The 13,121-nt window shown below is 58.2% G+C and carries 11 protein-coding genes; 4 read left to right on the top strand and 7 right to left on the bottom strand.

The genetic code is table 11. From position 1 onward, the window contains the following. Window positions 1-189: 189 nt before the first annotated feature. From IHE30_RS09895 to IHE30_RS09885, 3 genes are all read left to right on the top strand, one after another. Window positions 190-921, top strand: a complete 732-nt coding sequence (locus tag IHE30_RS09895) for an HrpB1 family type III secretion system apparatus protein (protein ID WP_337690241.1) — start codon at window positions 190-192, stop codon at window positions 919-921. Between the two features lie 583 nt (window positions 922-1,504). Further along, entirely contained in the window at window positions 1,505-1,789 is a 285-nt protein-coding gene (locus IHE30_RS09890) for a winged helix-turn-helix domain-containing protein (protein WP_337690240.1), read from the top strand. A gap of 781 nt (window positions 1,790-2,570) precedes the next feature. Continuing rightward, a complete protein-coding gene (locus tag IHE30_RS09885) occupies window positions 2,571-3,461 on the top strand; it encodes a response regulator transcription factor (protein WP_337690239.1) in 891 nt (296 codons plus the stop codon). Here IHE30_RS09885 and sctC read toward each other — a convergent pair. After that, complete coding sequence (sctC, locus tag IHE30_RS09880; protein WP_337690297.1) at window positions 3,438-5,348, bottom strand: type III secretion system outer membrane ring subunit SctC; 1,911 nt, start codon at window positions 5,346-5,348, stop codon at window positions 3,438-3,440. The genes IHE30_RS09885 and sctC overlap by 24 nt on opposite strands. Before the next feature lie 84 nt (window positions 5,349-5,432). After that, the gene (locus tag IHE30_RS09875) at window positions 5,433-6,887 is read right to left on the bottom strand and encodes a helix-turn-helix transcriptional regulator (RefSeq protein WP_337690238.1); all 1,455 of its coding nucleotides are present in this window, start codon (window positions 6,885-6,887) and stop codon (window positions 5,433-5,435) included. 451 nt (window positions 6,888-7,338) lie between these two features. Here IHE30_RS09875 and IHE30_RS09870 point away from each other — a divergent pair, with 451 nt between their 5' ends. Further along, window positions 7,339-7,944 (top strand): DUF3455 domain-containing protein, encoded by a 606-nt coding sequence (locus IHE30_RS09870; RefSeq protein WP_337690237.1) that lies wholly within the window; start codon window positions 7,339-7,341, stop codon window positions 7,942-7,944. Window positions 7,945-8,477: 533 nt separating this feature from the next. Here the strand turns inward: IHE30_RS09870 and sctT are convergent. From sctT to IHE30_RS09845, 5 genes are read right to left on the bottom strand one after another with little or no spacing between them, the layout of a single operon-like run. Then, window positions 8,478-9,293 (bottom strand): type III secretion system export apparatus subunit SctT, encoded by an 816-nt coding sequence (gene sctT, locus IHE30_RS09865; RefSeq protein ID WP_337690236.1) that lies wholly within the window; start codon window positions 9,291-9,293, stop codon window positions 8,478-8,480. Between the two features lie 14 nt (window positions 9,294-9,307). Then, window positions 9,308-9,808 carry a type III secretion protein SctO gene (locus IHE30_RS09860; RefSeq protein ID WP_337690234.1) on the bottom strand — a complete coding sequence of 167 codons (501 nt, stop codon included), beginning with the start codon at window positions 9,806-9,808 and terminating at the stop codon, window positions 9,308-9,310. A 10-nt stretch (window positions 9,809-9,818) separates the two neighbouring features. After that, window positions 9,819-11,174, bottom strand: coding sequence for a type III secretion system ATPase SctN (gene sctN / locus IHE30_RS09855; RefSeq protein WP_337690295.1), 1,356 nt, complete (start codon window positions 11,172-11,174; stop codon window positions 9,819-9,821). Between the two features lie 20 nt (window positions 11,175-11,194). Next, the gene (sctL, locus tag IHE30_RS09850) at window positions 11,195-12,427 is read right to left on the bottom strand and encodes a type III secretion system stator protein SctL (RefSeq protein WP_337690232.1); all 1,233 of its coding nucleotides are present in this window, start codon (window positions 12,425-12,427) and stop codon (window positions 11,195-11,197) included. Then, window positions 12,412-13,107, bottom strand: coding sequence for a type III secretion protein HrpB4 (locus IHE30_RS09845; RefSeq protein WP_337690230.1), 696 nt, complete (start codon window positions 13,105-13,107; stop codon window positions 12,412-12,414). The genes sctL and IHE30_RS09845 overlap by 16 nt, the downstream gene beginning before the upstream one ends. Window positions 13,108-13,121: the final 14 nt, after the last annotated feature.

Here is a 13,121-nt window from a genome sequence, read left to right as displayed (position 1 = left end):
GCCATAGGGTGACTCGCGCAATCATCGGATGATGCGTCGCCGATGAAGCCACGCCATAACCTAGCCTTACCCTACGCCCAAACTATCGTCATCCTTAACAATAAATTTCTTTAGTATTGCTTATAAATATTAAGGGACTCAATGCGGCACAAGAACAAGCGACGAAGGTATAAAGCCAACAGAAGGCCCGTGGTTATCGAACTACGCGCCTATCAGTATGAAGCGCTCGATGATCGGGTCAACCCAACCACATGCAATCTGTTGCGCACGCCGCCAGATGCGAAGTCGGCCCGACGCGCGCACCCATTTCCGATATCCATACACGAGTTCGCGCGCATGGCCGGCGCGCTGTCCCTGTCGGCATACCATCGACAGGGTCGTCGGCGCGTGATCGGCGACACGTCAAGTCCAATAACACACTGTGACATCGCCATGAATGCGCTATCGTCCGTTCGCCGCGCCTCCTATTTAAACTGCAGCGACAAAACAGTTGGCGCGCTGCTGCGGCTCTTCGCGTTGGGCATGGCCAGTGTACCATCCGAAGATCTCGACGATCTGCTGCTGGCGTTGCGCGTGCTCAAGCCATCATCAACACAAGTCGACTTCAGTGAAGCGAATCTGCGTGTGCGGCAATCAGACTGGATCGGCGCGCTGCGCGTACTCAAGTCGATCGAGGCACGACATCAAGGCGGCGCGGCCTGCGCCGCGCTGATCGCGTGCTGCCTTTATCACCTGCGGGACGCCGATTGGCGGCGCTATGTCAAGCTGGTGTTGGAAGACGGCAATCCGATCGCCCTGTCCGTAGTCGCCACTTTTCTTAAGCTCGATATGCGCCCGGGGGGCCACACCCCGGGGATGGACAGCGACGATCACGAGCACATACGCGTCCAGATCGAGCATGCCGTGGCGTGTGCACGCTGAATGCTGATTACCGTACTGACGCGGTACACCGCCGCGCCGTCACGATCCCGGTGAGAAGCCTAGGCAACACGGTTGCATTGTGCCGGCTGCAGCCGCGCTGCGCACTACGGCCGCGCCGCCCGCTGCGCCATGGGCCACGGCAACTGCGCGCACCGGTAGCGCCAAGCCAACCTGCGTGATGCTCGTTCGTCGTTGGCCATGGCAAAAACCTCGAGCAGGCCACAGACATCGAACAGTTGGAATCCCAGGTACCCCGGAAGCCAGATCACAGCGGTCCATGAATAGGCAGGAACAGAGAAGCATTGTCCTTTCCGATGCAAGCTCAGCGTTTACAGTATTAAAATACTTGCGTGGAAGTTTAATGCAGGGGACCTAGAAAAACCAATGAAACTTGCAGCACCATCCTCCGATCCACATTTTTTGATCTTGGCATAGGACACGTAACGCCGGCAAAATTCGTTTGTCGAATATTTGTCGAAGCAACCTTACTGGCTAAAACGGTGTGCTCCAAACTCGTTAATGCCATCGTCATCGACTCGCGATTCGGCATCGAAGTATTGAAACCATTTACGATGTCGATCCTGTGCGTCGGTGCGACGCGTGCCTATCATCATCATATACGAAACAGATAGCGGCGCGCATACCAACGAGCTACTGGACGCGGGCGCCGACGATATACGGCCATCATGTCAGTCGCGCGCATATGGCCGGCGCGGTGTGGCGCAGTCCGGAAGATGTGGTTGCCCGCACACTGCGGCAACATATTGACAAGCTCAGGCAGAAATTGGAGCTAAACGGTGCACATGGTGTGCAGCTTCGAACCTTGTATCGCTGCGGCTACCGTCTTGAAGATGCGATTTCCCGTTAGTCCAAAACCGGCAAAGCAGCCCCGCTCATCTGCGCGGCATCCCCGTCACTGTCGTCAAGACGAATTCCGAGTAGGAATCCTTTCTCAGCATGGCTTGACAGTCATGGCGGCCGATCACGCCGCCGGTACGCCGCCATGGTAATGCGCGTCTCAACGGCGCAACCGTGCCGGACTGGACTAGGCACGTCAACATGACGCCGTATCACGCATTATGACCCCAATGCTCAATCAGCTTGAATTTCAGTATCAGCAATACTAGTTTCCAACTGTCGCAATAAAGAGTCATGGCTCTAATATCGCGATACCCATGCCGATTCCCTACTTGCAGTAGGCTGCAGGTTTGAAGCGTCAAAATATATCGCTGATATGAACATCACAATATCCTTTCAAAATCCATACACATCAATTTAGTGCAAGCTTTCCGTAAACTATTATCCGCTGTATTGTCCGCTATAACAGCCATCACACTACCGCTACGCTGGGCTTGCTAGCTGCATGAGCTTGGAGGGGGCTGCATAGCGGTACCCAATACACCACCAGGCGCGCCGCTCGTCCCAATCTTAAAATTCGAATTCCGCTTAGTGAAACAGTTGATGGACTGCACGCTTATGACCCCATCCCTACAATGCGGATAAAGCAATGTGCGTTCGCTTGTTTGAAACAACGCGTTACATAATTGGCACTCATATTGCCGTACAGTCGGGATGTCGCATCCCTGCCCGCTCCCTGACATAGCGCCAGTCGCGAAAAGCGGTTCAATTAAGAATTTACTGGAGAAGAAATGGGAATTGCCATTCTTACCGGGAATAAAGATTTATTCCAGTTCATCGAAGCGTGCTTCGAGGCCGACAACGAGCCATGCCAGCAGTTCGTCGACGATGTGGCGCTCGCCCGTGCAGCCTATCGTGAGGAATTTCACGCCATCCTGGTCGACTCCGCCATCGGAATTCACCCTTTGCGGCCATTTCTCGCGCGCCGGGCCTGCTATGCGGACCGTCGCGCGCCCTTGATCGTCATCGGGGCGCTCGAGGACCGGGCGAGTATTGGGCACGTGCTGGACGCCGGCGCGGATGATATTGTGCTCACACCCGTCGATCCACGCGAATTGTTGCTGCGGGTGCATCTGGCGATTCGGCGCTTCAATGTCACCCGTCGTACAGACCATGCCGGCGTGATCGAGTGCGGCCCTTATCGTCTCGATCCGAATACGTGCATTGTCCGCGTCAACGGCGACTCGGTACGGCTGACGCCGCGAGAGTTCGCGATTGCCTGGCTGCTATTTTCACACTACGGGGAATATGTCAGCCGTCGGCAAATCGCCGGTGCGGTATGGAGCAGTTCCGAGGACATCGTAGGCCGAACATTGGAGCAGCACATTTACAAGCTGCGCAAAAAGCTGGAGCTGCATGGCACGCAGGGCCTGCGTCTGCGCACCATGTATGCACATGGCTATCGGATTGAATCCATCGGGACCGATACCGCAACGTCGGCGATGATAGGCGGCCCGCTCGAGGCTCCGCTTGCCACGGCCCCTATGTCGCTCGGCAATGAAACGGTCTTACATCGCCATGACGACGTCAATCCGACGGTGGAATGCGTGCTCGACGCCAGGCCTGAATGGCAGTGCCCGGCGTCCGTGGCGCCGATCCTAGAACTCAATGATGCGCGGTGACAACAGGAAAATCCTTTCCATATGACTGCGCTGGTCGCTACGGTATTTAAACAAACCGCCGATCAGCGGAATCTTAGACAACAGCGGTATCCCTGTTTCGAGGTTGGACGAGGAGTCTGTTCGGTATCCCGCTATCAGCAAGCTTTCGTTCTGCCCTACAAACGCTTCGGTATTGATCGTACTAGTCGTGATAACAGGTATATGATCTACCAATTGATTGGTCACTTGCCCGTCCTCGATGTGAACTTCCAGCTTGATCCGTGTCCGCCCGTCCTCCTCCACGACCAAGGGCCGAACACGCAATGACACGCCCGTGGACACGCTGTACAGGTCTGCCGACGTGTAGCCGGCCACGCGGACGAAAAAGCGCGTCTTGTGATCCATGACGGCTTCCGCGTTGCTCAATGTCGCGACTTTCGGACTGGCGTCGATACGCGCGAGATTGGCACTTTGCAACGCATCCACCCGCGCCAGCAGGTAACGCCCGGCGTTGCCCAGCACAGCCGTCAGGGACGCGCCAAGCGGCGCGGTACTGATGACGGTCGTGCCGTCGCTGCTGTTGGACGTAAATGTGGGATTGAGGGTGCCATCGTATGACGAGGGACTGTGCAAACCATTGCCGGTCTGCAAATCAACATGACTGTTGTGTGCCCGCCAGTCCACCCCAATTTGCTTGAGCGCGTCATCGTCAACTTCGATGATGTGAGCCTCAATTTCCACCAGCCGTGGCTTGACATCAAGCGCGTCAATCAGCGACTGGTATTGTGCTAGGCGCTCCGGTAAATCGCGGATCAGCACCGAATTGGTACGTTCGTCCGCCTGTATAACGGGTAGCGACGCGGTATCGGCAGCCGGCCCCAGGTCACCGGAGAAACCAGCCGTGTAGCGTGACGCGCCACCACCATAATCGCCCATGCCTTGCCCCGGCAGCCCGGCGATACCCCCGCCCGCGGTACGATTACCTGAGCCGATTCCGCCCAGCAGCCCGGCCAGACCTGGCGACACCGTACCCGCGGGCATGTTGTCCGGCAAGGGCGGCATCAACACCGTGGACCCGTTCGGTCCGCCGCCGGCTGCCATACCGCCGAGATTGCCACCAGCGTCGGCCATTGGATCGACGCGCCGCATGTAAGCCTTCGCGAAACCACTCTGCGAGCCGTCTCCTGATCCGCCTAGCGCCGCCTTGCTCTCAGGATGGTATAGCCCCGACAAGACACTGGCCACACCGGCAACGACATAGCGCTGTCCGTCGATGTCGACATTATGGTCGGCGGCCCACGCGTGCTTAAGTGAAAAAACGCGTACCTGCGAGCCGGCTTGCCGCGCCACGGCCGCGTCGACTCGCCTCGCCACCTCGGCGATCAGCTGTACATACTGAGGTGGTCCGTTGACGAGTACCGTATTGCGGGTATCGTCGTAGGACAACGGAAAGGCTGGATTAGTGATTCGCAGTCGATCGAGTGCCGCCTTCAAGTCGTCGACGCTCGCGTGCTGCAACTGGACGACCTGCCGTGTCACGCCGCTCGCGTCGCTGATCGACAACACTGTTCCGTCGTAGAACCAGACAAAGCCGAAGGTTGACGCCAGGGTCTCGAGGAATCGTTGCGGCGGCATGTCGAAACGGCCTGTGACCTTGCCGTGAACATCGCCGGATATCGTCGCGGGCACACCCTGGCTAGACGCAAAGTCTCGCAGGACGTCCTTGATATCTTTGCCTTCCACTGACACATGGACCATCCGGCTGTGCCAGTGTATCGGTATGTCGTCGGCGAAGGCCGGCGTGGCGGCCAAAGCAAGCGACGCAATGCATGCCGCACAGATCAGCTTCTTGCGCATCGTGCCCGCGCCTGCTGAAACCACACCCCGGGTTGTCTGCATCCAGTTCATTGTTGTCATCGATTTACGCGTTGCCAAGGTTGCATGGATCCTTCACCAACGGTCGGACACGCACGGCGATCGACGGGTATTCGTCTACCGGTCGAGCGTCTCCGACGGCGCTTCCTGAAATTCCTTCCGATACCCGCTCACCAGCGTCGACCGGTTCTGCACACCCCACTTGTTCGCGATGCGCAGCACGCTGCGTTCGCTCTCCAGCGAGTCGCTCAACAGCTCCGCCCGGATGCGCTCCATGCGCTGGCGGCGAATCAATTCGGTTGGAGACAATCCGAGAAAATTTTTGAAAGCACTTTGCAAGGCCCGCTCGGTCACGCCAACCTCCGCGGCGATCTCGCGCACCGACAAGTCATGCCGGGTCAGGTTCTCTTGCATGTATCGGTACGCCCGCCGGTACTTGGCCGGCAGCCGCGCGCTGATGTCGTCCAGCTGGCCCGTCTGGGGCGTCGCACGGCTGGAGAACGACACCAGCGCCTGGGAGTCGTCCCGCAGGCATTGCGTTGAGACAACCGCATAGCGCGTGTAGTACTGCATCGACTCGTTGACCTTACCCTGGCTTTGCCTGATCTTGGCAAGGCAATAGAGATAGTCGATTTGCCGCCGTCCGGTGCTGGAGACGTAGTCAACACGGTTCAGCGACTCCACTACCGACTCGGCAAGCTGGGGCGCGCCTGCGTGCAACGCCGCCAATCCGATCTCGATTCGGGTTGATCGCCCATACTCGGACAATCCGTTACGCGACGCCCAGTCCAAGTGTTGCTGGATATTCATCATTGCGTCGCGCACGCCGTGCGACAATAGTCGCAAGTGGCGCAAGTACATGATTCGTTGTTTGAGCAACGGCATCTGGACACGCTGCACATCGGTCTCCAGGGCTTCGATCAGCGCACCGGAATCACGGCTGCCAAGCGATCGTTCATCACCAGCGCCGGACAGCCAGTAGGCGTGGTCACCAAGCTGGGACGATAGCCTCAGCTCGCGCTGCACCGCAATATCCAGACGCAGCGTCAGCACAACCTCCTGCCAGCGCTCCGCCACCTCGGGCGGGGCCTCCTCGGCCAGCTCGATCAGCTGCTTGATCGCATCGCGCAGGAAGCGGCCCTGCCCAAGCTCGTGCAATGCGCACACCAGGCCGAACTGAGCCTCCAGGCGCTGCAACGGATCCAACTCCGCGTCGTCGACCAGGCGGACAAAGCAGGACAGCGCCGTTGCCAGCCGGCAGCGGAACAGCGCCTGCCAGCCAGCATTGCGACAAGAAGCGGCTCGCACTGCATGAGCACACTCCCGCACCGCGCGCTGCGCGCGACGATACGACGTTTCTGCCTCGTCATCGATACCCAGCGTCATTTGCATATCGGCGTGCAGTTGCAGCAGCCCGGCGACCTGTTGATCCTCGCGCTCATCCTCGCCCCACCGGCTTGCTTGGCCACCTGCGGCAGTGAGATTCGCTTCGATCAACTTGTTCATGAACTCGGCCGGCACATTTTTCGACGACAGGGCTGCAGCCAACGGGAAATACGGTGTTATGAGCATCGTGAGACTCCAATATGCGCGCGCCTCATGGCCTGACGCACGACGTCATTACAAGCGCCCTTGCGGGTCTGACATATCGGAATCTAGTCGAACCATCCTGCAACATTTTCAACAAATCTGACCAAACTGCTATATTTTGAGGACTGTTGAAATTCTTCCGCGCAATTAGGAGCGCGACAACGGCACAGAGCATAGCGGAACCGTCGCCGACGGGCTGTAGACAGTAGCCCATTACTACGCCTGGTCATTCATCATTTCGCATGGCATCCATCGGCCGCGGCCCGATAGCGTTGTACTTCAGTTCTTTCCAGCCGATCTTGACGGATACCGCACGGTGAATCCTCTTACATGTCTTCTAAAATGGGCACGGGCACATCGAATCCCGTCAAGCGGCAACGACAGGCGGCTGACGAGCCGGCCGGCTGCGCCTGGCCAACGCGCCACCATACTGGTGTCGGGCGCTTGTGCGCTAGGGCTGGCGGCTTGTGCGGCGCCCGATGTGCCGCCGTCGAACAGCACGCTGCCCGCCTCGCTCCAAGCCAAGCCAGTCGAGTTACTGCAGGAAGTCTTCCGCGTACATGGGAATGAAACGTATGTATGCCAACGCAACGGTAATCAATTGAGTTGGCATGCCACCGGAACGCTGGCGACACTGGTCGATGCGTCGCGCCACAGCGCGGGAGTTATATCACCGGGCGGATATTTCATAGCAACCGATGGCAGCTACGTCGTGACAAGGTTGCTTGCGCAGGAGATAATCAGCGCATCGACGCTGCCGTGGCAACGGTTGACCGCCGTCCATTCCTCCGCCGAACCCGGAGAAGCCGGCAGGTTCACCAACATTACGTCGATACAGCGCGTGCAAACGTCCGGGGGGTTGCCTCCCGATCCCGTCTGCACGGTTGAACGCACGGCGCTTTATGTACCGTACTCGGCAACCTATTTGTTTTATCGGCGTGGCCAGCCCGTCACGCCGGACGGCGCCACGAACGATGTCGCGCAGCAGGCAACTGCGGCGAATTGCAAGCCCGACATGCCTGTGTGTGAGGTGAAATAGTCACCTCCCGGGTGCCGCTTGCTCTTGTCCCGGCCATGACAGGCTGCCGGCTGGCTCGCCCTTGTAACCCAACGTTCGATTAATGCAACTTAACTCTTCGATAGCATTGCTTATTCGGCGGGTTTTGCGATGCTGCCGCTAAGAAGGTTCTGCGTAGCTTGTTCGGCTTATTCGCTATCGTTTCGTAGACGGGAGCAGAAGACAAGAGCTTACGCGGTTAGATGCTATGCCGTTTGGCATGGTGATTGATGCGCATGCTGAGTTCATGCTGCAACAGCTTCGGCAGCAGCTTCAGCTTCATATGGCTTTCAGGCCTTTCGGGATGGGCTGAATCGGTCCGCCTCCCAGCAGGCAAATTCAGCCGACTTCATCCACCGCCATACAGAGCGGTGGCCAGCCTGGTCGCTGAATTGATAACCGGCTACGGCATTAACGGTTGACGTACCGCAGCGTTCCAGTGCACAGTTATCGGGGCGCTTCCTCCTGGATATTACTGGCGTCAGCGGTGTGTTTGTCGATGGCCCGCTCTTTTTTCACCGCAGTCCGTGCGCCAGCTCGCGCATGTAGTCCCCCAATCCTGAAAGCACGAGTTGCCCACGGACTTGCTCGACGAAAATACCAACAAACAATGCAAGGATCAGCACTGTCAGTGCCCCCTTGACCGGCTGGCTCAGCTGCGTCAACTCCAGCTTTTGTGCCGATTTCGCGGCAAAGCCGACCGCCAAATCGACCAGCAACAGGATGAACATGATCGGTGCAGCAAGCTTTGCCGTCATTTGCATCAACGTGTCAGTCTGGTGCAATACAAAGCTTTCCAGAATATTTCCCACAACTGGAGTACGGGAAATGATCGGCCACCAGTTGTACGAATCATATAGCACGCCCAGCAGAATAGGCATGCCACCGAGCGTCCAGAATGCCACTGTCGCAATTTGCAGCAACAGCGTGCCGGTTGGCGTGTTTTGCTCGGAGCGGACCGGATTGGTAATCTGTATGTTGTTATAGCCAGTCAAGTCGTCAATGTAGGTACCGGCGCTTTCCGCAACCCAGAACACCGTCGACGCGGCGAAACCGAGCACCAGTCCGATAAGTGCCTCGCGGATGCAAATCTCGACCAACATCACGCCCGTCATGGACTCGAAGAACGATACCGGCTGGCCATATGCAATGAACGAACTAAACAGCAGCACCACGCCGTTACGGGCGATCCCCTGCAGCACTCCATCGGCAGTAGGGGGGAACATGAGAAACAGAATAAAGGCGCGTGCCGAGCACAATCCCAACATCGCAACGTACCCGCCAATCGCTTCATGCCATTCGCCGAAGGATCTGAGTAGCTCAATTATCATCGGGTCAGCCTCTGTCAGCCGCGGGATCTGATACGCGCCAACGCCGCTTCTTCAGCTTCGTCGTCGGCAATGTCGCTTTCCGCTTCGTCAAGCTTGCGCTTCAGCATGCCGATACGGTTGTCGCATGCCTCGATACGCCCGCGATTTCTTGCGATCGCTTGCGCGGTGCGCGATATTTCATCGGTCTTTGACCGATATTGCTGCTCGAGCGCATCACGCTCTCTCTCAAGTACACGAATGCGGTCCATCACCACATCCATATAGCGCATTGTGCCCTGCATCTCGACAATGGAAAAGCAGCTACTGCCGGTCATCATCTCCGTAATGCGGGCTTCGCTGGCTTTCAATACACCGCGTTCCTGATCGATCTGAGCTTTTTTATTGTCGCACGCTTCCCGGAGGTCAGCCTGCTCCGTTCGCTGCTTTGAGAACACCGCGCGCAGTTCATCTTCCATGCGCGTGCGGCGCGCCACCGCTCTGCGCAACGCGACGATCCTGCGATCCGATACCGCCATCGCGCACCCGTTAGCCGTGAGCCAGTTCGAACAGACGCGCCTGGGTATCGTCCGGGTCTGCGCGCTCGTCGGTACGCTGGCTCAGGAACGCCCGAATAGCATCAATTTTGTCGATAGCCTCATCCGCTAATGGATTGCCGCCCGGCTGATACTCGCCGATCTGCAGCAGCATCTCCACTTCCCGGTGCTTCGCCATCAATTCGCGCACACGGGCGGCCGCGTCTACATACTCGCGAGGCATGACCTGTGACATGACGCGAGACAAGCTGCCAAGCACGTCGATGGCCGGGTACTGGTTCTTCGCCGCGATCTCGCGCGACAGGATCATATGGCCATCCAGAATACCCCGGACCTCTTCGGCGATCGGGTCACTGCCGCTCTCGTCTTCCGCAAGCACGGTGTACAGTGCAGTGATCGAGCCCGTGGCTCCCATGCCGGCGCGCTCCAGAAGCCGCGGCAATTCGGCAAAAATTGACGGAGGAAAGCCGCGTCGCGCCGGCGGCTCGCCGGCCGCCAGACCAATTTCGCGCTGCGCGCGTGCAAAGCGTGTCAACGAGTCCATCATCAGGAGCACGCGCTGCCCACGATCCCGAAAATATTCAGCGATGGTCGTCGCGACATAGGCAGCCTTCGCCCTTTCAATGGACGATCGATCCGATGTCGCGCAAACTACCACGGATCGCGCCATTCCCTCCTCACCAAGGATGAGCTCGATGAACTCGCGCACCTCACGTCCGCGCTCGCCGATTAGCGCAATCACTGTGACATCGCATTGCGCACCGCGTGCGAACATGCCCAGTAACGTACTTTTGCCGACGCCCGCCGGAGCAAAAATCCCCATCCGTTGCCCCTCGGCCAGTGTCATCATGCTATCGACGACGCGCACACCAGTGGGCAACGGATACTCGATCATTTTCCGGCTCATTGGATCCGGAGGCGAAGCAAAAATCGGTCGCAATTCCTCGGTATCGATGGGGCCCAAGCCATCGATCGGCTGCCCCAGGCTATCAATCACCCGCCCCAGCAGGACATCTCCGACCGGCACCGACAGCGGCCGGCCCAGTCCAACCACGCGCGTCGACCTCGACACGTTCTCTAATCGCGAGAATGGCGACAACAGCGCGATGTCACGCGTAAATCCTATCACCTCCGCGTGCTGCAGCACGGTGCCATCCGGAGCCCTCAGTTCGCACAGCTCGCCAAGGGAAACGTCGAGCCCGCTGACCTTGACCAGCGTGCCAATGACCTCGAGCACCTTGCCGTGATGCGCAATACCGGAGGTAGATAGGATGGCGCGCTCGATTACGTCGGTAACGCGCAATGCATCGTACTCCAGCGCGGAGGGATAATCGTCGTCGCTGTGCATCTCAACCCCGTCCGTACGATTCATTGAGTGCAGTCCCGCCTCGCGCTGCCGGAATCGTGCGGTTGCTCATGATCGGAAGCATAGAGATCGAGCGGCGCTTCGCAAGCTTCGTCAGTCTGAACCTCATTGCGCTGCGCAAGGTCAAAATGCTCCTCTCCAAAATCTTCATCGCCCGAAACTTCATCAACAAGGTCTTCTTCGTCAATGCCTTCTTCGTCAACGCCATCGTCACCGTCATCACTGAGGAATCCGTCGTCGTTAAACTCGTTGTCATCGAGCTCCCCCTGATCGAACTCTTCCGTGCCGAACGCTTCATCATCGGATGCAATATCGTCAAGCGCTTCCTCATCGGCCGTCGCATCCAGTTCATCGTCATCCAAAAAGTCGCCATCCAGCATGTCCTCGCCATCGCCATCGCTAGCGTCGTTGATGTCATGTTCATTTATCGGAGCGCCTGCTGGATCGCTTTCGTCATCGACCGCGTGGGACGGGGATGCATGCCTGCCATCGTCATGCAGTTGTTCGCGATTATCGTATTCGATCAACGAGTGCTTTAGTGCACGCGTGATTGCAGTGCGCATCGCCCTTAGCTGAGTCGCAAGACTCGCGTCGACCGAACCAAAATCCGATTCGCAAATACAGCTTCCGGGAGGCAGCTTCTTATCAGCGATAACAGTCAGCGGAAACGGACGTCCCATCTCGCGCCACCGCGCCGCCAGACGTTCGAAAGCCACACATGCTTGATCATGATCGGACTCGCTTACGAGAATTCGGACATATGCCGCGCCCTCGACAATCCGGTCAACAACATTCAGCGCACGTTCAAAGAGCGCGTCGGTGTGCTGCACATGCACGATTTGCTCGACCCCAATCGTGACGATCTGAGCAAGCCGCTCCCGCATCCGTATCTGCATTCGCCGTTCGCTGTCGGCAAGCTCCGCCAGCCGTTCCATCCAATCGGACAGCGCGCGCTGCTCGCCATCGCGATAGCCGCGCTCCGCGGCCGTCTCGTATTCGCGCGTCGCATCGTCGAGTATCTGCTGTGCGGACTGACGTGCAGCCTCGACTATTTTGTTGGACTCGTTGCGTGCGCGCTCGAGCGTCTCCTGCCTGTCAGCTTCGAGTTGCTCGTACGCCTGTTCAATTGTCAATAGCGCACCAAACTCCGCGGCCGGGATCACGTCACGGCTCGCACCAACGTGTACGCCGTCCGTATGCGGGATTTGATATGGCGACTTCAGCCAAATAGCCATTTCCACTCCGGCAGCCAGGCAGGTATATGATTAATAAGATTTTGCGTACCGTCTTTATCAAGGTGGCTGACCTTGGCGTTCAGCCACCTAGGCGGATTCACTTCTCGCGGCAACGCAAGGCGTAACAGCGTACACGGTATCGAACGCGCGGCATCACGCTCGTCTCGAACTATCAGCCAGTAGCCCTCTTGCGCGAGCGTCTGCGCGTCGATCTCGTCAAGTGGCTTCATGAGGGGCGCCATTGGCAGTGCGGCGATGTCAGGCGCGCCAGTCGCGGCCTGACTGATGAGATCCAACGAAACGCCAGCCCAATCGGCAAGCCGCCTGCGACTCGCATTGTCAATGACGCGACGCACCTGTGCACCACGGAACAACAACGCGCGTACCCGTAGCATGCGCAGGCCCTGATCGACAGGCAGCATATCGAACATCGCGGCATGGCCGGCAATCAGCGATTTTACCGTCGGTGCCGTTACGCTGTTCATATTTAGTAGCGCGTAGGAGGCCAAATCCATTTGGGTGCGCTGGGCGTTACGCCACGCAACCTGCAGGCCTTGAACCACTGCCGTGGTGGTACCGAGCGCAGCGGCAAGCCACGTTGCATCCGCCCATTCGATCGTATTGCGCGCGTTGCGCTCATACGCGCGCAACGCTGCGGCGGCACGCTCGAATGGTGTCATTTCGGCTCCCGTAG

The sequence above is a fragment of the Mycetohabitans sp. B46 genome (assembly GCF_037389205.1).
Lineage (GTDB): Bacteria > Pseudomonadota > Gammaproteobacteria > Burkholderiales > Burkholderiaceae > Mycetohabitans.
This window is presented reverse-complemented; position numbering and strand designations above follow the sequence as displayed.